We start from the raw sequence: 25,076 nt of genomic DNA, 5'->3' as shown, positions 1-25,076 counted from the left end.
CTCCTCGATTCGCTTCAACACTTCAACTATACAAGAAATATTGAAACGATCAATTCACCATCACCTGATTCCCCTGTCGCCTTGCCCCTGCCCCTCCCCTTTGTTAGAGTCGCGCGCCGCGCGGCCACCGCGCCCATAACGACAACACGCGCCCAGAGCGCCAGCAACGAGCGAGAACAATCCATGCGTGAGCGCATCAGACAAGAGTGGTTTGGCAACGTCAGGGGGGATCTGCTGTCGGGCACGGTCGTGGCCCTGGCCCTGATCCCGGAGGCCATCGCCTTCTCCATCATCGCCGGCGTCGATCCCAAGGTGGGGCTCTACGCCTCCTTCTGCATCGCCGTCATCATCGCCTTCACCGGCGGCCGCCCGGCCATGATCTCCGCCGCCACCGGCGCCATGGCCCTGCTGATGGTGACCCTGGTGCGCGAGCACGGCCTGCAATACCTGATGGCTGCCACCCTGCTCACCGGCCTGCTGCAGATCCTGGCCGGCTACCTGCGCCTCGGCGCCCTGATGCGCTTCGTCTCGCGCTCGGTGGTGACCGGCTTTGTCAACGCTCTGGCCATCCTCATCTTCATGGCCCAGTTGCCGGAGCTGACCAACGTCAGCTGGCAGGTCTACGCCATGACCGCAGCCGGGCTTGGCATCATCTACCTGTTCCCGCGCCTGCCGCGCATCGGCAGCCTGCTCCCCTCGCCGCTGCTGTGCATCGTGCTGCTCACCGCGGTGAGCGTCGGCCTCGGCCTCGAGGTGCGCACGGTCGGCGACATGGGCGCCCTGCCGGACACCCTGCCGGTCTTCATGTGGCCCGAGGTGCCCCTCAATCTCGAGACCCTGGCCATCATCTTCCCCTACTCCGCCGCCCTGGCCGTGGTGGGGCTGCTCGAATCCCTGATGACCGCCGCCATCGTCGACGAGATGACCGGCACCCGCAGCGATCGCCACCGCGAGTGCAAGGGCCAGGGGCTGGCCAACATCGCCGCCGGCCTGATGGGCGGCATGGCGGGCTGCGCCATGATCGGCCAGTCGGTCATCAACGTGAAATCCGGTGGCCGCGGCCGCCTCTCCACCCTGGTGGCGGGGGCCCTGCTCATCGTCATGGTGGTGTTCCTGGACGAGTGGATCCGCCAGATCCCCATGGCCGCCCTGGTGGCGGTGATGATCATGGTATCCATCGGCACCTTCTCCTGGGGCTCAGTCCTGCGCATGCACAAGATACCCCTGGCCACCAACCTGGTGATGCTGAGCACGGTGGCCGTGGTGGTAGTGACCCACAACCTGGCCCTCGGGGTACTGACCGGGGTGCTGCTGGCCTGCCTCTTCTTCGCCCACAAGGTGGCGCGTACCCTGCTGGTGCACAGCGACAGCGAGCGCCACGGCGCCACCCGCACCTACCGGGTGCACGGCCAGGTCTTCTTCGCCAGCACAGAGCAGTTCTGCGCCGGCTTTGACACCGGCGAATCCCTCGAGCGGGTGGTGATCGACTTAAGTGACGCCCACTTCTGGGATCTCAGTTCCGCCGAGGCCCTGAGCACGGTGCGCCGCCGCTTCGAGGCAGCCGGCACCGAGGTGCAGCTGACGGGGGTGAGCGACGCCAGCGCCGCCCTGCTCGGCCGCTTCGCCCCGGCGACCTGACCGAACGCCGCTTCAGGCGCCACACGCCCATAAAAAAGGCCAGCCCCCTGGGGCTGGCCTTTTGCATCTTCACAGACTTACATCTGGTCGACCATGTCCTGGGCGAACTGGGAGCAGGAGCGCAGGGTGGCACCTTCCATCAGACGCTCGAAGTCATAGGTGACGGTCTTGTTGCGGATCGCCGCTTCCATCCCCTTGATGATGAGGTCGGCCGCCTCAACCCAGCCCATGTGGCGCAGCATCATCTCGGCAGAGAGGATCAGGGAACCCGGGTTGACCTTGTCTTGACCGGCGTATTTCGGCGCGGTGCCGTGGGTTGCTTCGAACAGGGCCACGCCGTCGCCGATGTTGGCACCCGGCGCGATGCCGATGCCGCCCACCTGGGCCGCCAGCGCGTCGGAGATGTAGTCGCCGTTCAAGTTCATGCAGGCGATGACGTCATACTCGGCCGGACGCAGCAGGATCTGTTGCAGGAAGGCGTCGGCGATGACGTCCTTGACGACGATGGTCTTGCCGGTTTTCGGGTTCTTGAAGGAGCACCAGGGGCCGCCGTCGATGAGCTGGGCATCGTACTCTTTCTGGGCCAGGGCGTAGCCCCAATCCTTGAAGGCACCTTCGGTGAACTTCATGATGTTGCCCTTGTGCACCAGGGTCACGGAGTCGCGATCGTTGTCGATGGCATACTCGATGGCGGCACGGACCAGACGCTCGGTACCGGCCTTGGACATGGGCTTGATGCCGATGCCGCAGGTCTCGGGGAAGCGAATTTTCTTCACGCCCATCTCGTTTTGCAGGAAGGCGATCACCTTCTTGGCTTCGTCGCTGTCGGCTTTCCACTCGATGCCGGCGTAGATGTCTTCGGCGTTCTCGCGGAAGATCACCATGTCGGTCAGATCAGGACGCTTGACCGGGCTCGGGGTGCCCTCGTAGTAACGGACCGGACGCAGGCAGATGTAGAGATCCAGCTCCTGGCGCAGAGCCACGTTGAGGGAGCGAATACCGCCGCCGACCGGGGTGGTCAGCGGGCCCTTGATGGCCACGCAGTATTCACGAATGAAATCCAGGGTTTCGGCCGGCAGCCAGGCACCTTCGCCATAGACATGAGTCGACTTCTCGCCGGTGTAGATCTCCATCCAGGCGATCTTGCGCTCGCCTTTGTAGGCTTTCTCGACCGCGGCATCGACCACCTTGAGCATGGCCGGGGTCACATCGACACCGATGCCGTCACCCTCGATGTAGGGGATGATGGGGTTGTTCGGTACATTCAGCTTGCCGCCGGCGGCGACGGTGATCTTCTGACCCTGGGAGGGGATAACTACTTTGCTTTCCATCGGCATCTCCTAACATCCGATTGTTATCATTGTGTAAGTAGAGCGGGGCCATCTTAGCCCGTCCCTCCCTGAAAAGAAATGGCGCCGTCGGCCTTTGTGACTCATCGGATTTGCCCCGATTGGCCCGGCCCCGACCTCTTCTGCTACACTGCGCGCCATTGTTTTACTGCCCCCAGGTCGGCTCGCCCATGGCCCCGTTTAAACCCGTCCGCTCCCGCCCCACCGGGCCTCACCCCACCCGCCCGGGCAACGCCGCGCCGCGCGCCGCCAACCGTCCGGCGCAGCCCCAACGGCCGGCCCCAACGGCGCGCCAGATGGTGCTGTTCAACAAGCCCTACATGGTGCTGTGCCAATTCACCGACGAGGCGGGGCGCGAGACCCTCAAGGACTACATCAAGGAGCCCGGCATCTATGCCGCCGGCCGGCTCGACAGGGACAGCGAGGGGCTCTTGCTGCTCACAAGCGACGGCATCTTGCAGGCGCGCCTGACCCAGCCGGGCGAGAAGCAGCCCAAGACCTACTGGGTGCAGGTAGAAGGGGAGCCCACTGACGAGGCGATCCAGGCCCTGTGCGCCGGGGTGACCCTCAACGACGGCCCGACCCTGCCGGCCCGGGTGCGCCGCATGGCGCCGCCCGCCGTGTGGGAGCGTACGCCCCCCATCCGCGAGCGCAAGGCGATCCCCACCAGCTGGCTCGAGATCACCATCGTCGAGGGACGCAACCGCCAGGTGCGGCGCATGACAGCCCACATCGGCCATCCGACCCTGCGCCTCATCCGCTACGCCATCGGCGAGTGGACGTTGGGCGATCTGGCACCGGGTGAGTATCGCGCCGTGCCGGCCCCCGCCTTGCCCGGTGGCAAGGCGCCGCAGCAACCGCCGGGCAAGCCCAGAGCCAGAGGGCATGCCCCCGCCCCCCAGGGCACCCGTCCGGCCGGCAAGGGACGTGGCACGGCCCGCCGTCCCGCCCGCAACAAGCAAGGAGAGTGATCCCATGGAGACCCGACTCACGGTCGCCGCCCTGGTCCACTGGCAGGGGCGTTTTCTGATGGTGGAGGAGGAGATAGGGGGCGAGCGCCGCTTCAACCAACCCGCCGGCCACGTGGAAGAGGGGGAGACCCTGATCGAGGCGGTGTGCCGGGAGCTGCGCGAAGAGAGCGGCCTGGTGGCCAGCCCAAGCGCCTGGCTCGGCACCAGCCTGTTTCGCCCCCGCGATGGCGCCGCCACCTTTGTGCGGGTCGCCTTCGTGTTCGATCTTGAAAACCCACCCGGCGACCACCATCCAGAGGATCCCGACGGCGATGTGCTCGCCTGCCACTGGTGGAGCATCAGCGAGCTCGCCGCCCACCGCGCTGCGCTGCGCAGCCCCCTGGTGTGGCAAACCGTCGAAAACTACCTGGCCGGCACCCGCCTGCCGCTGCACGCCCTGCAGGCTCATTTATGAGCGCGGCGCGGGCCGCGACCGGGTGCAGCCCAATGTGACCCGGGGCGCGAATTTCTGGTAGAATGCGCCCCGTCAATTTCAAGGATTTTCACAACTGATGACAGACAACAGCCAAATCAAGGTGATCGTCGGCATGTCCGGCGGCGTGGACTCTTCCGTCTCGGCCTACCTGCTCAAACAGCAGGGCTACCAGGTCGAAGGCCTGTTCATGAAGAACTGGGAAGAGGACGACACGGACGAGTACTGCTCTGCCGCCCAGGATTTGGCTGATGCCAAGGCCGTCTGCGACAAGCTCGGCATCGAACTGCACACCATCAACTTCGCCGCCGAGTACTGGGACAACGTCTTCGAGCACTTCCTCGAGGAGTACAAGGCCGGCCGCACGCCGAACCCGGACATCCTGTGCAACAAGGAGATCAAGTTCAAGGCGTTCCTGGAGTTTGCCGCCGAGGAGCTGGGGGCCACCTACATCGCCACCGGCCACTATGTGCGCCGCGACGACAGCACAGGCCGCCCGCGCCTGCTGCGCGGCCTCGACGGCAACAAGGATCAGAGCTACTTCCTCTACACCTTGAGCGAAGCCCAGGTCGGCCAGAGCCTGTTCCCGGTCGGCGACCTGGAAAAGCCCGAGGTGCGCCGCATCGCCGAAGAGCTGGATCTGGTCACCGCCAAGAAGAAGGATTCCACCGGGATCTGCTTCATCGGCGAGCGCAAGTTCAAGGACTTCCTGGCCCAGTATCTGCCGGCCAAGCCGGGCCCCATTGAAACCGTGGATGGCAAGATCATCGGCGAGCATCAGGGGCTCATGTACCATACCCTGGGTCAGCGCAAGGGGCTGGGGATCGGCGGTCTGAAAGACGCCGGCGAAGAGCCCTGGTACGTGGTCGACAAGGAGGTGGCGCGCAACACGCTGGTGGTGGCACAAGGGGAGCACCCGCGTCTCTACTCCGACGGCCTCATCGCGAGCCAGTTGCACTGGGTCGATCGCACCCCGATCCGCGAGCCCCGCCGTGCGACCGTCAAGACCCGCTATCGCCAGCAGGACATCCCCTGCCTCATCGAGCCCATCGACGATCTGACCATCCGCGTCACCTTCGATGAGCCGGTGGCCGCCGTCACCCCGGGCCAGTCTGCCGTCTTCTACGACGGGGAAGAGTGCCTCGGCGGCGGCGTGATCGAGCAGCGTTTCCGCCACTCCTGATCGCACAACAATAAGGGACGACACGTGAGCGACAAGTATCAAGACAGAACCATGGCGTTCGCCGGCATCTGCCAGGCGGCCGCCCTGGTGCAGCAGGTGGCCCGTAACGGCTCCTGTGATGAGGTGGCTCTGCGCGAGAGCCTCTCCAGCATTCTGGTGACCAACCCGAGCCACCCACTCGAGGTCTACAACAACACCCATCTGGCCATTCGCGACGGTTACCGCGCCCTGGTCGAGCAGCTCGGCGCCGACGGCAACCAGAAGAATGCCGAGCTGACCCGTTACGTGGTCAGCCTGATCGCGTTGGAGCGCAAGCTGGCCAAGCGCAAGGATCTGCTGGGCATGCTGAGTGAACGGATCGGTCAGATCGACCGACAGCTGCAGCACTTCGATCTGCTCGACGAGCAGATCGTCTCCAACATGGCAAGCATCTACAGCGACCTCATCAGCCCGATAGGCCCGCGCATCCAGGTGGCAGGCACCCCGCTGTATCTGCAGCAGCCCATGGTGCAGCACAAGGTGCGCGCCCTGCTGCTGGCCGGCATCCGCGCCGTGGTGCTGTGGCGCCAGGTCGGCGGCAGCCGGACCCAGATCATCTTCGCCCGCAAGAAGATGGTGGAGCTCGCCAAGCGATACTGATTTACCCCCCACACAAACCATCAGGAGTTCACCACATGGAACTGTCAGCGCTGACTGCTGTTTCCCCGATCGATGGCCGTTACGGCGACAAGGCGGCCGAGCTGCGCCCCCTGTTTTCCGAATACGGTCTGCTGCGTTTTCGCGTTGAAGTGGAAGTGCGCTGGCTGCAAAAGCTGGCCAGTCACGCCGGTATTCCGGAAGTACCCGCCTTCAGCCGCGACGCCAACGCACTGCTCGACGGGATCGTCAGTGGCTTTTGTGAGACTGATGCCGCCCGCATCAAGGAGATCGAGCGCACCACCAATCACGACGTGAAGGCGGTCGAGTACTTCCTGAAGGAAAAAGTGTCGCAGCTGCCGGAGTTGGAGGCCGTCTCCGAGTTCATCCACTTCGCCTGCACCTCCGAAGACATCAACAACAACTCCCACGGCCTGATGCTCAGCACCGCCCGTGACACCGTCATCAAGCCCTACTGCGAGAAGCTGATTGGCGAGATCAAGCGCCTGGCACACGAATACCGTGACCTGCCGCTGCTGTCACGCACCCACGGTCAGCCGGCCACCCCGAGCACCATGGGTAAGGAGATGGCCAACGTCGCCTATCGCCTGGAGCGCCAGTTCAAGCAGATCATGGCGGTCGAGATCCTCGGCAAGATCAACGGCGCCGTGGGTAACTACAACGCCCACATCAGCGCCTACCCGGAGGTGGACTGGCACCAGTTCTCCGAGGAGTTCGTCACGTCTCTGGGCCTCACCTGGAACCCTTACACCACCCAGATCGAGCCGCACGACTACATCGCCGAGCTGTTCGACGCCCTGGCTCGCTTTAACACCATCCTGATCGACTTCGATCGCGACGTGTGGGGCTACATCTCACTGGGCCACTTCAAGCAGCGCACCGTGGCGGGCGAGATCGGCTCCTCCACCATGCCGCACAAGGTCAACCCGATCGACTTCGAGAACTCCGAAGGCAATCTCGGCCTGGCCAACGCCGTGTTCCAGCACCTGGCCTCCAAGCTGCCCATCTCCCGCTGGCAGCGAGACCTCACCGACTCGACCGTACTGCGCAACCTGGGCGTGGCCGTGGGCTACTCCCTGATTGCCTACCAGGCGACCCTCAAGGGGATCTCCAAGCTGGAAGCCAACGGCGCCGCCATGGCCGCCGATCTGGACGCCAACTGGGAAGTGCTGGCCGAGCCGATCCAGACCGTGATGCGCCGCTACGGCATCGAGAAGCCCTACGAGAAGCTCAAGGAGCTGACCCGTGGCCGCCGCGTCGACGCCGAAGGGATGCGCACCTTTATCGATACGCTCGAGCTGCCCGAGGCCGTGAAGGTGGAGCTCAAGAAGCTGACGCCTGCCAACTACATAGGCGCCGCCCAGCGCCTGGTGGACGAGCTCAAGTAAGCGTCCATTATCCTAAAGGGGCCCTGTGGGCCCCTTTGCCATAGACCAATCTGAAGAGACACCATGTACGAACTCAATCTCGACATCGCCCACTTTCTTGAGCACTACTGGCAGAAGCGCCCGCTCCTCATCAAGGGCGGTTTCAAGGACTTTGCCGACCCCATCACCCCGGACGAGCTGGCGGGCCTGGCCATGGAGCAGGAGGTGGAATCCCGCCTGGTGACCCGTTTCGACGGCAAGTGGCACGCCGAGCACGGCCCCTTCGAAGCCTATGACCACCTGGGCGAGGAGAACTGGACCGTGCTGGTGCAGGCGTGCAACCACTGGGCCCCCGAGGTGAACGAGCTGGCCATCCCGTTCCAGTTCATTCCCGGTTGGCGTTTTGACGACGTCATGGTGAGCTTCTCCACCCCGGGGGGCGGTGTCGGCCCCCACATCGACAACTACGACGTCTTCATCACCCAGGGGGTGGGCCGCCGCCACTGGCGGGTCGGTGACGCCCTGGCCCTGAGCGAGTTCGCCGCTCACGGCGCCTTGCGCCACTGCGAGGCGTTCGACGCCATCATCGATGCGGTGCTGGAGCCGGGCGACATCCTCTACATCCCGCCCGGATTCCCCCACGAGGGCTATGCGGTCGAGCCCGCCATGAACTACTCGGTGGGTTTTCGTGCCCCCGATGCGCGCGATCTGCTCTCCCTGTTTGCCGATCACCTGATCGACAATGAAATCACCACCGAGCGTTACACCGACCCCGACCTCAAGGCCCGCGAGCGCCACGGGGAGATCCAGCCCCATGAGCTGCACCGCCTGCGCGAGCTGATGCAGCACGCCCTGGACGACGACGCCCTGTTCAAGGAGTGGTTCGGCGCCATGATCTCCGACGCCAAGCACGATCTCGACGTGGTACCGGTCGACCCGGACTACAGCGAAGAGGAGGTGGCCAACCTGCTGGCTGCCGGCGAACCCGCTATCCGGGTGCCGGGCCTGCGCTGCGTCTGGTTCAGCGGCGCCACCGACACCTGCTACATCGACGGCGAGGCCTGGACCCTGCCGAGCGCAGACCCGGCCGCCATCGCCCTCCTGTGCGATCGGGACGTAGTAACCCAGAGCGACATGGTGACCCTGGAGGATCAGGCCGGCTTCCTGACCCTCTTCACCCGCCTGGTCAACCGCGGTTACTGGTTCTTCGACTAAGTACAGCGATGCAACAAGGGCGCCAGATGGCGCCTTTTTTTCTTCTGGCAAGCTGAACCCGGCCTTGCCGGCGAGCTCGTTGCCGCTGGCCCGTGAGCTTAAGAATCGTACAATGGGTTCCTCACAAGGAGACGCCCATGCCGATCACCCCTCTCCCCCAGCCGGTTCCCTCTCTGACGCCCGAGCAGCGTAACCGCGTCGAAAATCAGGCCCTCGACAAGCGAGCCGAGCAACAGGCCGCAGCCAGTGCCAAGCAAGAGACCCAGCGCACCCTGGCGGTGGACTACACGGAGCAGCGCCAGAGCAGGGCGGCCATGGCGCGCTATCTGGAAACAAGCGGCAACACCAGCACCACGTCGCCTGCGCCCGAGCCTGTCGATATCTATCAGGCAAGCCGGCAGTTTCAGCGCCAGGAGCGGCTGAGTCAGGCAGTCAGCACCGCCCAGTCGAGCCTGGGTGAGCGCATCATCGACCTCTATCAGGGGCGCCCCGAGCCCGCCCTCATCGATACCCAGGTCTAAACACCCCCTCGAATTCAAACCAGAAAGGGCGCCGTGAGGCGCCCTTTTGCTGGTCCACAGCACACTGCGGAGTCATCACCTTAGCCGAGGTGCCGCCGGTCATTGGCCTGGGCCAGTAGCTGCTTGCTCTCGCGAAGGAACTGGCCGGCGTGCTCGCCAAAGTAGTCGGCCACCTGGTTAAAGGCCGCGACGAATCCCTCTCGCTGCCCCTGCTCGAGCAGGGCCAGCGAGCGGCCAAACTCTTCGTAGTAGCGACGGATCATGGCCAGATTCTGGGGTGATGAGAGGATGATGTCCGCATAGAGCGCCGGATCTTGCGCAAACAGCCGTCCCACCATGGCCAGCTCCAACCGGTAGATGGGGGAGCTCAGGCGCAGCAACTGCTCCAGATCCGCCCCCTCCTCGGCCAGATGGCGGCCATAGGCGAAGGTAGCGAAGTGGCGCAAGGCCTGGATCAGGGTCATGGCCTTGTCGTGCTCGGCGGCGCTTACCGCCACCAGGCGCGCCCCCCAGATGGTCATCTGCTGGCAGAGCCACTCGCTCGCCGCAGGATCACGCCCGACGCAGCAGACGATCACCTGCTTGGCCAGACTCGCCACATCGGGGCCGAACATGGGATGCAGACCGAGGACCGGCCCCTTGTGGGCCGCCAGCATGGCGGCCATAGGCCCCTGCTTGACGCTGGTGAGATCCACCAGCAGGCAGTCGTCCGGCAGCTGGCCAAGGCGAGCAATCACAACCTCGGTCACGTCGATAGGCACCGCCACCAGCACCATGCCGGCCCCCGAGAGCAGGGCGTCGGCCTGTTCCCAGTCGGCTTTTTCCAACACCTCGACCCGGTAGCCGGAGAGACGCAACATGTGCACAAACAGCCCCCCCAGGGCGCCGTTTCCGCCGACCACCACCACGTGGCGCAAGGCCGGATTGATGCACTTGAAGCCGGTTTCCTTCTCGCTGGCGTAGGACTCGCGCATGATGCGCCGCAGCACATCCTCGATAAGATCCCCGGGCACCCCGTGGGCCTCGGCCTCCTCCCGGCGGCGCGCCAGCATGGCCGCCTCCCGATCCGGGGCATAGATGGGCAGACCGTGGCGGCTCTTGACCTCTCCCACCTCCCCCACCAGCGCCAGGCGGCGGGCCAGCAGGGTCACCAGCTCCCTGTCCACCTCGTCAATCTTGTCCCGCAGGACATCCAGTTCTTTGGCCATGATCCCTTCTCTATCAGCAAGCGGGCCGCCCCGTGGCGACCCGGCCATTATTCAATGTCAGACCGGCTGGCGTCGAGACTTAAGGGCCTCTCTCAGCTCCCGATAGGCGCGAGCCAGCAGCTCATCTGTGGTCTCCCAACCGATGCAGGCATCGGTAATCGAGACCCCGTAGCGCATGCACTCACGCGGCTGTTCGGAAGACTGGCTCCCCTCCTCCAGATGGGACTCGAGCATCAGACCAATGATGGAGCGGTTCCCCTCCTGGATCTGGTGGATGACGTTATCGGCCACCCTGGGTTGCAGGCGGTAATCCTTGTTGGAGTTGCCGTGACTGCAGTCGACCACCAGCCCGGGAGTCAGCCCGGCCTGATCCATCGCCTCCTCGGCCAGGGAGACATTGACCGAGTCGTAGTTGGGGTGCTTGCCGCCGCGCAGGATCACATGACCGTCCGGATTGCCCTGGGTCTGCAGCAGGGCCACCTGCCCTTGCTGGTTGATCCCCATGAAGGCGTGAGGGGTCGCGGCAGAGCGCATGGCGTTGATGGCGGTGCCGAGATTACCGTCGGTGCCATTCTTGAAGCCTACCGGCATGGAGAGGCCGGAGGCCATCTCCCTGTGGGTCTGGGATTCGGTAGTGCGGGCGCCGATGGCCGACCAGGAGAAGAGCTCCGCCAGGTATTGCGGGCTGATGGGGTCGAGCGCCTCGGTGGCCAGCGGCAGCTCCAGCTCGGCGAGCCAGCAGAGCAGCTCACGGGCCCGGTGCAGGCCCAGCTCCACGTCGAAGGTGCCATCCAGATTGGGATCGTTGATAAACCCCTTCCAGCCCACTGTGGTTCGCGGCTTCTCGAAGTAGACCCGCATCACGATATAGAGAGAGTCACGATAGGCATCATGCAAGGCCTTGAGTCGGGTTGCGTACTCCTTGGCGGCCTCCATGTCGTGAATTGAGCAGGGACCGCAGATGACCAGCAGGCGGTGATCCCGACGATGGATGATATCAGAGATGGTCTGGCGCGCCCCCTGAACGAAGGCCAGGGCGTGATCGGAGATGGGCAGCCGGCGTTTGAGCTCGGCCGGGGTGATCATCACCTGCTCGGAGTGAATATGAACGTTGTTGAGGGGATCTTTTTGCATGAGTGGACTCTCTCTTTCATGTAAACCACCGCGGCAAGCTGTAAACATTAAATTACAAAAACTCACTCACGACGACGCAACCGGAGTCCACATTAACAATCAAACGAGAGATGGCAAGATTAAATTCAATAAAACAGCCTGATTGCTTGCTTTTTGCACCGCCACTATTCAGGAAAGACTGTAAAAACCACTCAAAACCAAATCACTGTATTTATTTGTTTACGAAATAAGAAGCGGGGCCCGCAGGCCCCGCTCGACTCATGACTTCATCTCATGCGCCCGGATCACCTCGACCGCCTTGTCGGGGAAGTCGCTGAACACCCCGTCCACATTGGCCTGATAGAGGAAGATCTTCAGCAGATCGGTGAAATCGTTGGCATAGGCCGGCACCTGCCCCTCATCCTTACGGAAGGTGTAGGGGTGGACCTTCAGACCGCTGGCATGAGCCTCCTTGACCAGATTGGTGAAGGTGGGCTTACCCGGGGTGCCCGGCTCAGGCACTATCATCGGCTTCCACGGACCCACCCCCTCGGCATAGGTGGCGATCTCTTTCATGGCGCCCGGCTTGAACATCCAGTCGTAGTTGTAGGGAGTAGCCTGACCCTTGGCGTCATAGACCATGGTCTCGTTCCAGTCGGTCTCGGCCATCAGCTGCACCAACTTGAGATCCATGCCCATGGCCGGCATCAGTTCACTGTTGATGCGCTTGAGCTCATTGGTATCGAAGCACTGCAGATAGACCTTGTCGCCCTTGCCGGTGTAACCGTACTCCTTGAGCACCTTCAACACCGCCTTGGAGATGTCTTTGCCCTCGTGGCGGAACAGCCAGGGGGCCTTGATCTCGGGGTAGATGCCGACGTTCTTGCCGGTGCTCTTGTTCATGCCCTGGATCATCTCGATCTCTTCCTGGAAGGTGTGGATCTTGAAGTCAGACTTCCACAGGGGGAAGCGGGCCGGATAGACGTGCTGCTGTTTGCCATCGACCACCTGGAACGGCTCTGTCATGCGCAGGGAGCGGATCTCCGCCAGGGTAAAGTCGACCACATAGTAGCGACCGTCGGGACGGGCACGGCCGGGGAAACGCTCGGCCACGTCTGTGATGCCGTCGAGGAAGTGATCGTGCATCACCACCAGCTGGTCATCCTTGGTCATCACCAGATCTTGCTCGAGGTAGTCCACCCCCATGGCATAGGCCATGGCCTTGGACTCCAGGGTGTGCTCGGGCAGATAGCCGGAGGCGCCGCGGTGGGCGATGACTATCTTGCCTTCGTCGGCGGCCAAAGCGGGGAAGGTTAGCGCACTGCCCAGCGCGAGGGCGATCAATGTTCTCTTCATTGTTATGGCTCTTCTTGTTGTGGTTGCTTGCAGGATAACGAGGATATGTGACGGCCCGACGGGGCCGTCACCGGGTATTAACTCGCCCTGGGCAGGGCATGGTGATGTTCATCCAGCCACTGGCCAAGACGGGCCTGCTGGCTGGCATCGAGACGCAGACCGAGCTTGCTGCGACGCCACAAGATGTCTTCCAGGGTATGGGCCCATTCACGCTCCATGAGATAGCGCACCTCGGCCTCACACAGACCGGCACCAAACACTTCGCCACGGGGCTGACCGAGCCAGAGGCGGGCGTTGGCGCCATAGGCCTCGGCGATGCGCAGGGCGCTGCGGTCGTCCAACCAGTCGAACTCCAGGGCGAAGGCGCGAGCGAGTTCGCGCACCGGGCTGTCGAACTCACCGCCCGGCAGACGGGTGGTGGCGGTCCAGTCGCCGCGCATCTGGGGGAACCAGGGCAGCAACTTGTGACAGGCGGCCTGGGCCAGCTTGCGGTAGGTGGTGAGCTTGCCCCCAAACACCGACAACAGCGGCGCCTCCTGCTCGTCGCCACTCACCTCCAGGGTGTAGTCGCGGGTCACCGCCTGAGGCGAATCAGACTCGTCGTCACACAGGGGGCGTACGCCGGCATAGGTCCAGACCACATCGTCCGGGCTCACCTGCCTGGTGAAGTGGGCATTGACCACGTTGCACAGATAACGGATCTCCTCGTCGCTCATGCGCGCCTCGCGCGGGCTGCCCTTGTGCTCCACGTCTGTGGTGCCGATGAGCGAGAAGTCCTGCTGATAGGGAATGACGAAGACGATACGCTTGTCCTCGTTTTGCAGTATGTAGGCCTCGTCGCGCTCGTGAATGCGCGGCACCACCATGTGGCTGCCCTTGATGAGGCGGATCCCGCGCGGGGACTTCTCATGCAGCCCCTCGTCATAGAATTGCTTGACCCAGGGGCCAGCGGCGTTGACCAGACAGCGAGCGGTCACGGTGAAGCGCTCTCCCCCCTCCCGCTCCAGGGTGACCCGCCACTCGCGGCCCTGGCGCTTGGCCTCGACACAGGCGGTGCGGGTCTCGATGCGAGCGCCCTTGTCCCGCGCCATCATGGCATTGAGCACCACCAGGCGGGCGTCGTCGACCCAGGCGTCTGAATACTCGAATCCCTTGCGGATCTCCGCCTTGAGGCCGTCATTGGGGGCAAAGCGCAGGCCAATGCTCCCCTTGAGGCGATCGCGTTTGGCCAGGTTGTCATAGAGGAAGAGGCCGGCACGGATCATCCAGGCCGGGCGAAGATGGGGCCGGTGCGGCAAACGAAAGCGCATGGGGCGAGCGATATGGGGCGCCATACCGAGCAGGACTTCGCGCTCGGCCAGGGCCTCTTTCACCAGACGGAACTCGTAATGCTCGAGGTAACGCAGGCCACCGTGGATCAGCTTGCTGGAGTTGGACGAGGTGGCCGAGGCGAGATCCCGCGCCTCGAACAGGGCAACCTTGAGCCCCCTCCCTGCGGCATCGGCGGCGATGCCGACCCCGTTGATGCCGCCGCCGACGACGACCAGATCATAGTGCTCGTTCATGTTCACCTTCATTTCGTTTTTATGATTTGACGCATACCCGCGTTTGATTTCGCTCATTTTAGAACACAAAGGAAAATCAAACGAACATTATTGCGCGAAAATGTGATCGAAATGGGGGTGTCGTTTGCCAGGATGCAACAGAGTATCAACGCAAGGAGGAAACAGCAGGAAGGGAAGCGGAGGGAAGGAAGAAGCCAGGGGCATAGCCCCCGGCCAAGAGATCAGCAGAGATGGCACTCGACTTGGTGGCTGGCGAGGATGCGGGCCAGCTTGTCGGGCGGCGGTTGGTCGGTAAAGAGGGCATGCACCTGGCTGATGTTGCCGAGGTTGACCATGGCATTGCGGCCAAACTTGGTGTGGTCGGCGGCGAGCAACACCTCACGGGAATACTGGATGATGGCCTGAGCGATCTTCACCTCGTGGTAGTCGAAATCGAGCAGAGAGCCGTCGAGATCGATGCCCGAGATGCCGATCACGCCGTAGTCCATGCGAAACTGGCCAATGAAGTCCCGGGTCGCCTCCCCGACGATGCCGCCATCCCGGTTGCGGATCTCGCCCCCGGCGATGATGACGGTGAAGTCGTCCTTGGCCGTCAGTATGCTGGCCACATTGAGGTTATTGGTGACGATACGCAGCTCTCTGTGTCCGAGCAGGGCGCGAGCGACCGCCTCCGTGGTGGTCCCGATGTCGATAAAGAGCGACGAACCGTCGGGAATGTGGGCAGCCACGGCCTGGGCGATGCGCTCTTTCTCCTTGAGTTGCATTACCTTACGGGTGGTATAGGCGGTGTTGACGGTACTGGAGTGGAGCGAGGCCCCACCGTGATGACGACGGATCTTGTTCTGCTCGGCCAGATCGTTGAGGTCACGCCGGATGGTCTGGGGGCTGACATCGAAATGCGTTACCAGATCCTCGGTCGAGACAAAGCCCTGCCGGGTGAGGACATCCAAGATTTCCTGATGTCGTTGTGTTTGCTTCACCTGGATCCTCCCATGTGATCGAAAAAGGCCCCGCACACGGCGGGGCCTTTGCAGTCTACCCCAACCCGAGTGGGCGAGGTAAGCCAACCATCACGTTTTATGCCTTCTGGGCCATCATCTCATTATCGTGCTTGAGGGTCAGGCCGATGAACAGGATGGAGAGTACGCAGGAGGCGGTCAGCAAGACGAAGCCGCCATCCCAGCCGAAGTGGTCAACGGTGTAACCCAGCACGGCGTTGGCCGCCACGGCGCCACCCAGGTAACCGAACAGGCCGGTGAAGCCAGCGGCGGTACCGGCAGCCTTCTTCGGCGCCAGCTCCAGGGCGTGCAGGCCGATCAGCATGACGGGACCATAGATGAGGAAGCCGATGGCCACCAGCGCCAGCATGTCGACGGTCGGATTGCCAGCCGGGTTGAACCAGTAGACCAGCACGGCCACGGTGACCAGGCTCATGAACAGGATACCGGCCGGGGCACGACGACCCTGGAAGAATTTATCCGACATCCAGCCACACAGCAGGGTGCCCGGGATCCCCGCCCACTCGTAGAGGAAGTAAGCCCAGGAGGTCTTGTCCACGGAGAAGTCCTTGGCTTCCTTCAGGTAGGTGGGCGCCCAGTCCAGCACACCGTAGCGGATCAGGTACACGAAGGCGTTGGCAATGGCGATGTACCACAGCAGCTTGTTGTTGAAGACGTACTTCATGAAGATCTCCTTGGCGGAGAGCTCCTTTTCGTGCTCGGCGCTGTAGTCGGCCGGGTAGTCGTTCTTGTACTCCTCAACCGGGGGCAGACCGACCGATTGCGGGGTATCGCGCATCACGAAGAAGGCGATCACGGCGATGGCCGCCGCAGCAGCAGCAGGCACATAGAAGGCACTGCGCCAGTCGTTGAACCAGCCCATGCCAAGAATAAAGAGCGGGCCAATCATGCCGCCACCCACGTTGTGGGCCACGTTCCACACCGATACGATGCCGCCACGCTCCTTGTGCGACCACCAGTGCACCATGGTACGACCGCAGGGAGGCCAACCCATGCCCTGAGCCCAGCCGTTGAGGAACAGCAGGACAAACATGATGGCAATGCTGGAGGTGGCCCAGTGCATGGTCCCCATACAGAACATGATGGCGGCCGAGAGCAGCAGACCCGCAGAGAGGAAGTAACGGGCGTTGGATCTGTCCGACACGTTCCCCATCAGGAACTTGGAGAGGCCGTAGGCGATGGACACCCCGGAGAGCGCCAGACCCAGATCGCCGCGGGAGAAACCCTGCTCGATGAGATAAGGCATGGCCAGGCTGAAGTTCTTGCGAACCAGGTAGTAGCCAGCATAACCGAAGAAAATACCGAGAAAGATCTGCCAGCGCATCCGTTTATAGAAGGGGTCGACCTTGTCGGCAGGCAACCTGGCAATGTGCGGTGCCGGCCTGAAGAGACTGAGCATGTTGAGCTTCCTGTTTGTTGTTGTGATTGAGGGTAGAGGCTAATCCGACACGAGCGGACCTTACCGATTCGAATTCGCGCTCATTATGCTCATAAAGGAACATTAATTCTGTGACGCACGATGAATTATTACAGTTTCATTACTCCGATGAGTCCATTATCAATAACAACAACCCCGCTGAAGACCGCATAAACACTGGGACTTATACCCCTTAATAGATACATGGCTACCCCGTCATTTGCGTATGGTCACATTTTGTTAGCATTCTGTGCGATCTCGAGCACACTTCCTCTCAGAACACTCTGACAACGGTACCAGCGAGGGAGTAAGGTTAGCGCATCCCGAATACGCGCATAAAAGAACACGCAAGATTGCGCATTAAACCAACAACGAAAAAACGTTTTCGGGTCCGAAAGAGAGCAAGACACACGATCAATAAAGGAAAACGTCTGGTGGAGAACCGTCTATGAGCATACAGAAACCGAGTACCCTCTCCGGCGAACTGTTCGCCGAGTTTATTGGCACTGCCCTGCTTATCTTCTTTGGGGTAGGCTGCGTGGCAGCACTGAAGTTGGCCGGCGCCAGCTTCGGCCTGTGGGAGATATCCATCACCTGGGGCATGGGATGTGCCATCGCTATCTACGTGGCTGGCGGCATCTCGGGGGCCCATATCAACCCGGCCGTCACCATCGCCCTGGCCGCCTTCTGCGGCTTTGACAAGCGTAAAGTCGTCCCCTACATCATCGCCCAGGTTGCCGGCGCCTTCGCCTCGGCCGCCCTGGTCTACTTCCTCTACAGCAGCCTCTTCATCGAGTGGGAAACCACCCACAACGTGATCCGCGGCAGCCAGGAGAGCCTGACGCTGGCCGGCACCTTCTCGACCTACCCGAATGCCGCCCTCTCCAACCTGCAGGCCTTCTTCGTCGAGTTCTTCATCACCGCCGTGCTGATGCTGGCCATCCTGGCCATCGGCGATCCCAACAACGGTGCCCCCAAAGGCTTTGCCGGTGCCCTGCTGATCGGCATCCTGATCGCCGTGATCGGCGCCTCCTTCGGCCCTCTCACCGGCTTTGCCATGAACCCGGCTCGTGATTTTGGTCCCAAGCTGTTCGCCTTCGTGGCCGGCTGGGGTGACATCGCCCTCACCGGTGGCCGCGATAACCCCTACTTCTGGGTCCCCATCCTCGGCCCCATCTGTGGAGCCCTCTCGGGCGCCGCCCTCTATGTGAAGGTGCTGGCCCCCTGCGTACCGGGTAACCGCGTCGCCGCCGAAGAGGCTGCCAAGCTGTCTAATAACGAAGAGGCCGCTGCCTAAGCGGGCGGCCCCACAACAAGTCGAAAGTGGAGAACATCATGACTGTTCAACAGAAATACGTCGTCGCTCTGGATCAGGGAACCACCTCATCACGCGCCATCGTCTTCGATCAGGATGCCAACATCGTCGGCACTTCCCAGCGCGAATTCACCCAGCACTACCCGAAGGCGGGCTGGGTAGAGCACGACCCGATGGAGATCTGGGCCACCCAGTCCTCCGTCTTCACCGAAGTGCTGGCCAAGACTGGCCTGCACAGCGATGAGATCGCCGCCATCGGCATCACCAACCAGCGTGAAACCACAGTGGTGTGGGAGAAAGCCACCGGCAAACCCATCTACAACGCCATCGTCTGGCAGTGCCGCCGCACCGCGGCCATCTGTGAAGAGCTGAAAGCCCGCGGCCTGGAAGAGTACGTGCGCGAAAACACCGGCCTGGTGTTGGACGCCTACTTCTCGGGCACCAAGGTGAAGTGGATCCTCGACAACGTCGAGGGTGCCCGCGAGAAGGCGATGAATGGCGAGCTCTTGTTCGGCACCATCGACACCTGGCTGGTGTGGAAGATGACCAACGGCGAGGTGCACGTCACCGATCCGACCAACGCCTCGCGCACCATGCTCTATAACATCCGCGACCTGAAGTGGGATGAGAAGATGCTCGACGAGCTCGGCATCCCCCTCTCCATGATGCCGGAGGTGAAGCCCTCCTCCTCCATCTATGGTCACACCACCCGTGGCGGCGGTACCCGTATCCCCATCGCCGGCATCGCCGGTGACCAGCAGGCCGCCCTGTTTGGCCAGCTCTGCTTCGAGAAGGGGATGGCCAAGAACACCTACGGCACCGGCTGCTTCCTGCTGATGAACACCGGCACCGAGCCGGTCCGCTCCCACAACGGCCTGTTGACCACGGTCGCCGTCGGTCCCAAGGGCGAAGTGAACTATGCCCTGGAAGGGGCGGTGTTCATGGGCGGCGCCACCATCCAGTGGTTGCGCGACGAGCTCAAGATCATCCACGATGCCCGCGACACCGACTACTTCGCCTCCAAGGTGGGTGACACCAACGGCGTCTACCTGGTACCGGCCTTCGTCGGCTTGGGCGCCCCCTACTGGGACCCGTATGCCCGCGGCACCATGGTCGGCCTCACCCGCGGCGCCAACCGCAACCACATCATCCGTGCGGCGCTGGAATCCATTGCCTACCAGAGCCGTGACGTGCTGGACGCCATGCAGCAGGACTCCGGCATCAAGCTGGCGGCCCTCAAGGTGGACGGCGGCGCCGTGGCCAACGACTTCCTGATGCAGTTCCAGTCCGACATGATGCACACCCCTGTGGTGCGCCCGACCCGGATCGAGACCACCGCCATGGGCGCCGCCTTCCTGGCTGGCCTCGCCGTCGGCTTCTGGGAGAGCAGCGACGAGCTGAAGAACAAGTTCAGCGTGGACAGAGAGTTCATCCCGCAGATGGATCAGGAAGCGCGCGACAAGCTCTATCGTGGCTGGCAGAAGGCGGTCGATCGTTCCCGCCGCTGGGCAGAAGAGGAATAAGTAAAATAGGGTGAAAAACCAAGAGGGAGGCGCTATGCCTCCCTCTGTTATTTCACCCCTGTCGGCCGGTCAGCGCCGCATAGCGGCACTCGGGGAAGCGGGTACAGGTCATGAAGTAATGACCCGCCTTGGGTCCCTTGCGCGCCAGCCGCTCCACCAGCGGGGCATCACAGCGCGGGCAGGTCTGCTCGATACGGGTGATGGTCGGTGCACGCTCTTCGCGGGTATCGCCAATCAACTCGGGGTTGAGGGTCGGCTCGCGGCGCCCACCGGTATCGATGCCGTCGAGCAGCAGTGGGCCAAATTGCGGCTCGTCAGCAAACTCCCGCTCATGATGGGTACCCAGGGGGGCCATCGTCGCCGCTTCTGGCTCCTCTTCTTCACCCAAGCCCAACTCTGGCTCCAGGTAGTAATAGATCTGGCTACGCAGCCGCGCCACGTCGTACTCGTCGGCCAGCGGGATCGCCAGCAACGCAAGACCGGCCGCCTTGCAGGCGAGGCGCCGAAAGTCCGCTGCGTGTCCCTCTTCTTCTTCGATGACGATGCCGCACAGGGGAGTCCCCTCCTCCCGGTCGATCAGCACATAGTCGAGATCCCAACAGGTGAGCTCATCGCTGGCCCGCTGCCACTTGCGCGCATTGAGGCGCTCGCTCGGGGCCAGTACGTTGGCCAGATTGACCTTGCACAGCACGCGCGCATCCTGCCCGACCGCCTCTTCGAGGGCATCGAGCAGCGCCAGCTCGTCAGCCTCGAGCACCCCATCCTGACGCTGATAATCCGACGGTGCGCCGCCACGGCGCATCCACCATAGCAGTCCCGCGACCAGTAACATCAGCATCGCTAACCAGACCAAGCCCATGACTCCTCCTGCCTTCACGGCGATTGGGCTAAAAAAACGGGCGATACTCTAGCATGCACCCGTGAGCCTGTCAGTGACTGACGCACGGCGTCCACCACGCCATGACCGCCACTTTTTATGGTGGCAGTGCTTCATATGGCGCGCCCCCACAGGCACAATGAGACTATTCACGACAAGGAGGAGCGTATGAACAAGCAACTGGTTATCACCGTAATAGGCCCGGACCGCCCGGGGATCGTCGAATCTCTCGCCAAGGCCGTCAAAGAGGTCGGTGGAAGCTGGCAGGCCAGCTCCATGAGTGAGCTGGCCGGACAGTTTGCGGGCATCTTGCAGATCATCCTGCCTCAGGAGGGCGTGACACCGCTGCGTACCGCCCTGGCGGCCCTGCCGAGTCTGCAGATCACCCTGGTCGAGGGTGAAGAGCATGCCCAGCCCCAGCAGCAGTTGATGATGACGGTCACCGGTAATGATCGCCCCGGTATCGTCGAAGAGCTGGCCGCGACTCTGCACCGCCTATCGGTCAACGTGATCGATCTCACCACAGGCTGTGAGCCCGCCCCTCACTCGGGTGCCCCCCTCTTCTTTGCCCACACCCTGGTGGCCCTGCCCGAGACCCTGGATCAGGAGACACTGATCGAAGCGCTCGAGTCCCTTTCCGATGACCTCATGATCGACATCGATCAGGATGAGGAAGCGTGATTTCATAAAAATGCAACACGATTGTCATACAAAAAGCAGCCCGAACGGTACTTCAGAGGCAGAGAATGAGCACGGATCAGTCGTTTGTAGATAAAGAACTCAGCTGGCTTGCGTTCAACGAGCGGGTGCTTCAGGAGGCGATGGACAAGACGGTCCCCCTCATCGAGCGGGTTCGCTTCTTGGGGATCTTCTCCTCCAATCAGGATGAGTTCTTCAAGGTACGGGTATCGGATGTAAAACGCCGCATCCTCATCAACGAGGAGCACGGGGGGGATGAGGCGGCCAAACTGCTGCTGCGCGCCATCCAGCAGAAGGTGCTGACCCTGGGCGAGGCGTTCGATGCCACCTACCGCGAGTTGCTGCTGCAGCTCGCCCGCCACAGCATCTTTCTGGTCAATGAGAACCAGCTATCGGAAGCCACTGTGGAGTGGATGCGCAGCTTCTTCCGTGAGAAGGTGCTGCGCCACATTACCCCCATCCTCCTCAACAAGGAGGTCAACCCGGCCAAGTTTCTCAAAGACGAGCGCACCTATCTGGCCGTCGAGATGAAGAAGCAGGGGCAGGTGATCCAGTATGCCCTGGTCGAAGTGCCCACCGACGATCTGCCGCGCTTCTTCCAACTCCCGCCCGAAGGCTCGCGCCGCAAGAAGCAGATCATCTTGCTCGACAACATCATCCGCCTCAACCTCGATGCCATCTTCAAGGGCTTCTTCGACTACGACGAGATCGCCGCCTACGCGGTCAAGCTGACCCGCGACGCCGAGTATGACCTCTCGGATCAGCTCGATTTGAGCCTGGTGGACAAGATGAGTGACGGCCTCAAGCAGCGGATCACTGCCATGCCGGTGCGCTTCGTCTATGAGCGGGAGATGCCGGCGGCCATGATAAGCTTCCTCAAGCTCAAGCTACAGATCAGCTCCTACGACGCCATCATCCCCGGCGGGCGCTATCACAACTTCAAGGATTTCATCGGCTTCCCTAATGTCGGTCGGGATTATCTGGAGAACCCCAAGCTGCCGGCGCTGGATTGCCGCGACTTCGATGGCTTCGTCAACGCCTTCGATGCCATCCGCGAGAAGGATATCCTGCTCTACTATCCCTATCACAAGTTCCACCACTTCACCGAGCTGGTGCGCCAGGCGGCCTTCGACCCTGCGGTCACCGCCATTCGCATCAACATCTATCGGGTGGCCAAGAAGTCGCGCATCATTCACTCTCTCATCGACGCGGCCAACAACGGCAAGAAGGTGACCGTGGTGGTCGAGCTGCGCGCCCGCTTCGATGAGGCGGCCAACATCGACTGGGCCAACATCTTGACCGATGCGGGGGTCAGGGTGGTGTTTGGGGTGCCCAGCCTCAAGATCCACTCCAAACTCTGCCTCATCACCCGGATAGAGAACGGGGCGCCGGTGCGCTACGCCCATATCGGCACCGGTAACTTCAACGAGAAGACCGCCAAGATTTACACCGATTTCTCCCTGATGACGGCCCATCCCGAGATCACCGCCGAGGTAGAGAGCGTCTTCGAGTACATCGAATACCCCTATCGGCGCTACAAGTTCAACCACCTGCTGGTCTCCCCCATCAACAGCCGGCGTCAGCTGTTTCGTCTCATCGACAACGAGCTGGCCAACGCCAAGGCGGGCCTGCCCTCCGGCATCTTCCTCAAGATCAATAACCTGGTGGACAGGGATCTCATCAACCGCCTCTATGCCGCGGGCCAGGCCGGGGTACCCATCCAGATGATCATCCGGGGCATGTGCGCCCTCAAGCCAGGGGTACCAGGCCTGAGCGAGAATATCAAGGTGATCAGCATCATCGATCGCTTCCTCGAGCACCCCCGCGTCATGGTCTTCCATAACAAGGGCGCCTCTCAGCTCTATATCTCCAGCGCCGACTGGATGAGCCGCAACATCGATGGCCGTATCGAGGTGGGGACCCCGGTCTACGACGATCGCCTCAAGCAGCGCATCCTCGATATCCTGGATCTGCAGTGGAACGACACCACCAAGGCCCGCGTCATCGACGCCGAGCAGAAGAACGAGTATGTGAAGCGGGGGAACCGGCGCAAGCTGCGCAGCCAGGTGGCCATCTATGAATACCTGAAACAATGCGAGGAGAAACAAGGTGGACAATAGCCTCTATGCCGCCGTGGATCTTGGCTCCAACAGTTTTCACATGATCATCGCCCACCTCAGTGAGGGGCGCTTTCGCATCGTGGATCGCATCAAGGAGCGCGTGCGCCTGGCCGAGGGGATGGATGAGCACAAGCGGATCAGTCCCGAGGCGATGCAGCGGGGCCTCGACTGCCTCGCCCTGTTTGCCGAGCGGCTCACCAACCTCCACCCGGAGCACGTGCGTATCGCTGGCACCTACACCCTGCGCCGCGCCAGCAATGCCCACGAGTTTGTGCAGCAGGCCAGCCGCCTGCTGCACCACCCTATCGATGTGATCAGTGGTCAGGAGGAGGCGCGCCTCATCTATCAAGGGGTCGCCCATACCCAGCATGTGGAGGGGCAGGTACTGGTGGTGGACATCGGCGGGGGGAGCACAGAGCTCATCATCGGCGAGGGCTTCACACCGCACGCCCTGACCAGCCGCAAGATGGGATGCGTCAGCTTTACCCAGCACTTCTTCTCCGACGGCAAGCTCGGTGAACGCCAGTTTACCGCCGCCATGCTCGAGGCCCAGCATCAGCTCGACCCGATCCGCGAGCAGTACCACACCCTGGGCTGGCAACGCTGCCTCGGCAGCTCGGGCTCCATTCGCACCGTGCACGATGTGCTGGTACAAGAGGGGCTGAGTGAGGGGGGGATCACCCTGGGCGCCCTCGAACTGCTGCGCCAGAAGATGATAGAGAGCAAGAAGTGCAGCAACCTCAAGCTGGCGGGACTCCCCGAGGAGCGGCGCGAGGTGCTGGCCGCCGCGGTCGCCATCTTGCTGGCGCTGTTCCACACCCTCAAGATAGAGCGGATGGACTACTCGGACGGCGCCCTGCGCGAGGGGCTGCTCTACGAATTTGAGGAGCGATTGCAGCACCACGATATTCGTGAGCGCACCGCTGAGGCGCTCAGCCGTCACTATCGCCTCGATGTGCGCCAGGCGAGCCGGGTCGAGCAGACCGCCCTCACCCTGTTCGATGCGGTACAGGGTGAGTGGCAGCTGCAACACTCCCCCTATCGGGCGCTGCTCGGCTGGGCGGCGCGGCTGCATGAGATAGGCATGGCCATCAACTACAGCGGCATTCATCGCCATTCGGCTTACATACTGCAACACACGGATCTGCCCGGTTTCAGTCAAGAAGATCAGACCCTGCTGGCGGCCTGGGTGCGCTTTCAGCGTAAAGCCCTACGCCTGGAGGAGATGCCCCCCCTGCCGAGCCACGACACCATGACGGTGCTGCGCTGTATCCGTCTGCTGCGCCTTGCGGTTGCCCTGCACCATCGCCGCCAGGATGATCTGCTCCCCCCTCTCGAGGTACAGGTGAGTGAAGAGGCCCTCACCTTGCGTCTGCCGGCGACCTGGTGTGAGGCCAATCGCCTCTTGATGCAAAACCTGGAGAAAGAGCAGCGCTACGGCCGGGAGGCCGGTTGGCCCCTGATCCTGGAGGCGGTGTAACCGCTCACCCT

General features: G+C 62.4%; 21 protein-coding genes. 13 read left to right on the top strand and 8 right to left on the bottom strand.

What is annotated here, in order from left to right; translation table 11 throughout:
• Window positions 1-183: 183 nt before the first annotated feature.
• On the top strand, window positions 184-1,638 hold the full coding sequence (locus BN1121_RS07755) for a SulP family inorganic anion transporter (RefSeq protein WP_005359321.1): 1,455 nt from the start codon (window positions 184-186) through the stop codon (window positions 1,636-1,638).
• 77 nt (window positions 1,639-1,715) lie between these two features.
• On the opposite strand, the gene icd is transcribed toward BN1121_RS07755, so the two are convergent.
• Entirely contained in the window at window positions 1,716-2,969 is a 1,254-nt protein-coding gene (gene icd, locus BN1121_RS07750) for an NADP-dependent isocitrate dehydrogenase (protein ID WP_005359319.1), read from the bottom strand.
• Window positions 2,970-3,157: 188 nt separating this feature from the next.
• Between icd and BN1121_RS07745 the strand changes: the two genes are divergently transcribed.
• From BN1121_RS07745 to BN1121_RS07715, 7 genes are all read left to right on the top strand, one after another.
• Entirely contained in the window at window positions 3,158-3,958 is an 801-nt protein-coding gene (locus BN1121_RS07745) for a pseudouridine synthase (RefSeq protein ID WP_152424736.1), read from the top strand.
• Between the two features lie 4 nt (window positions 3,959-3,962).
• Window positions 3,963-4,412, top strand: coding sequence for an NUDIX domain-containing protein (locus BN1121_RS07740; protein ID WP_005359315.1), 450 nt, complete (start codon window positions 3,963-3,965; stop codon window positions 4,410-4,412).
• 97 nt (window positions 4,413-4,509) lie between these two features.
• A complete protein-coding gene (gene mnmA, locus BN1121_RS07735; RefSeq protein ID WP_005359313.1) occupies window positions 4,510-5,613 on the top strand; it encodes a tRNA 2-thiouridine(34) synthase MnmA in 1,104 nt (367 codons plus the stop codon).
• 24 nt (window positions 5,614-5,637) lie between these two features.
• A complete protein-coding gene (gene hflD / locus BN1121_RS07730; protein ID WP_005359312.1) occupies window positions 5,638-6,252 on the top strand; it encodes a high frequency lysogenization protein HflD in 615 nt (204 codons plus the stop codon).
• A 35-nt stretch (window positions 6,253-6,287) separates the two neighbouring features.
• The gene (purB, locus tag BN1121_RS07725) at window positions 6,288-7,658 is read left to right on the top strand and encodes an adenylosuccinate lyase (protein WP_005359311.1); all 1,371 of its coding nucleotides are present in this window, start codon (window positions 6,288-6,290) and stop codon (window positions 7,656-7,658) included.
• Window positions 7,659-7,721: 63 nt separating this feature from the next.
• The gene (locus BN1121_RS07720; protein WP_043597555.1) at window positions 7,722-8,852 is read left to right on the top strand and encodes a ribosomal protein uL16 3-hydroxylase; all 1,131 of its coding nucleotides are present in this window, start codon (window positions 7,722-7,724) and stop codon (window positions 8,850-8,852) included.
• 137 nt (window positions 8,853-8,989) lie between these two features.
• Window positions 8,990-9,373 (top strand): hypothetical protein, encoded by a 384-nt coding sequence (locus BN1121_RS07715; RefSeq protein WP_005359309.1) that lies wholly within the window; start codon window positions 8,990-8,992, stop codon window positions 9,371-9,373.
• An 80-nt stretch (window positions 9,374-9,453) separates the two neighbouring features.
• On the opposite strand, the gene tyrA is transcribed toward BN1121_RS07715, so the two are convergent.
• The 6 genes from tyrA to glpT form a co-directional block, all read right to left on the bottom strand.
• Window positions 9,454-10,581 carry a bifunctional chorismate mutase/prephenate dehydrogenase gene (gene tyrA / locus BN1121_RS07710; protein WP_005359305.1) on the bottom strand — a complete coding sequence of 376 codons (1,128 nt, stop codon included), beginning with the start codon at window positions 10,579-10,581 and terminating at the stop codon, window positions 9,454-9,456.
• A 57-nt stretch (window positions 10,582-10,638) separates the two neighbouring features.
• Entirely contained in the window at window positions 10,639-11,715 is a 1,077-nt protein-coding gene (locus BN1121_RS07705; protein ID WP_005359303.1) for a 3-deoxy-7-phosphoheptulonate synthase, read from the bottom strand.
• A gap of 258 nt (window positions 11,716-11,973) precedes the next feature.
• Window positions 11,974-13,050, bottom strand: a complete 1,077-nt coding sequence (glpQ, locus tag BN1121_RS07700; protein ID WP_043158068.1) for a glycerophosphodiester phosphodiesterase — start codon at window positions 13,048-13,050, stop codon at window positions 11,974-11,976.
• Window positions 13,051-13,127: 77 nt separating this feature from the next.
• Complete coding sequence (glpD, locus tag BN1121_RS07695) at window positions 13,128-14,615, bottom strand: glycerol-3-phosphate dehydrogenase (RefSeq protein WP_005359299.1); 1,488 nt, start codon at window positions 14,613-14,615, stop codon at window positions 13,128-13,130.
• A gap of 221 nt (window positions 14,616-14,836) precedes the next feature.
• Window positions 14,837-15,595 carry a DeoR/GlpR family transcriptional regulator gene (locus BN1121_RS07690; RefSeq protein ID WP_005359294.1) on the bottom strand — a complete coding sequence of 253 codons (759 nt, stop codon included), beginning with the start codon at window positions 15,593-15,595 and terminating at the stop codon, window positions 14,837-14,839.
• Window positions 15,596-15,692: 97 nt separating this feature from the next.
• A complete protein-coding gene (gene glpT / locus BN1121_RS07685; protein ID WP_005359288.1) occupies window positions 15,693-17,033 on the bottom strand; it encodes a glycerol-3-phosphate transporter in 1,341 nt (446 codons plus the stop codon).
• A gap of 466 nt (window positions 17,034-17,499) precedes the next feature.
• Between glpT and BN1121_RS07680 the strand changes: the two genes are divergently transcribed.
• Both BN1121_RS07680 and glpK read left to right on the top strand, forming a co-directional pair.
• Entirely contained in the window at window positions 17,500-18,348 is an 849-nt protein-coding gene (locus BN1121_RS07680) for an MIP/aquaporin family protein (RefSeq protein WP_005359286.1), read from the top strand.
• 38 nt (window positions 18,349-18,386) lie between these two features.
• Window positions 18,387-19,889, top strand: a complete 1,503-nt coding sequence (glpK, locus tag BN1121_RS07675; protein WP_005359284.1) for a glycerol kinase GlpK — start codon at window positions 18,387-18,389, stop codon at window positions 19,887-19,889.
• Between the two features lie 52 nt (window positions 19,890-19,941).
• On the opposite strand, the gene BN1121_RS07670 is transcribed toward glpK, so the two are convergent.
• Window positions 19,942-20,748: a DUF2726 domain-containing protein gene (locus tag BN1121_RS07670; protein ID WP_005359282.1), complete on the bottom strand. Its 807-nt coding sequence runs from the start codon at window positions 20,746-20,748 to the stop codon at window positions 19,942-19,944.
• A gap of 186 nt (window positions 20,749-20,934) precedes the next feature.
• On the opposite strand from BN1121_RS07670, the gene BN1121_RS07665 reads away from it, so the two are divergent.
• From BN1121_RS07665 to ppx, 3 genes are all read left to right on the top strand, one after another.
• Window positions 20,935-21,447, top strand: a complete 513-nt coding sequence (locus tag BN1121_RS07665; protein WP_005359279.1) for a glycine cleavage system transcriptional repressor — start codon at window positions 20,935-20,937, stop codon at window positions 21,445-21,447.
• Window positions 21,448-21,512: 65 nt separating this feature from the next.
• On the top strand, window positions 21,513-23,585 hold the full coding sequence (ppk1, locus tag BN1121_RS07660) for a polyphosphate kinase 1 (RefSeq protein ID WP_043597552.1): 2,073 nt from the start codon (window positions 21,513-21,515) through the stop codon (window positions 23,583-23,585).
• Entirely contained in the window at window positions 23,575-25,065 is a 1,491-nt protein-coding gene (gene ppx / locus BN1121_RS07655; RefSeq protein ID WP_005358997.1) for an exopolyphosphatase, read from the top strand. Before ppk1 ends, ppx begins: the two co-directional genes overlap by 11 nt.
• Window positions 25,066-25,076 lie beyond the last annotated feature (11 nt).

Origin of the sequence: Aeromonas diversa CDC 2478-85, from assembly GCF_000819805.1 — a bacterium.
Lineage (GTDB): Bacteria > Pseudomonadota > Gammaproteobacteria > Enterobacterales > Aeromonadaceae > Aeromonas > Aeromonas diversa.
The sequence above is the reverse complement of the archived record's forward strand: the minus strand, read 5'-3'. Positions and strand labels throughout refer to the sequence as shown.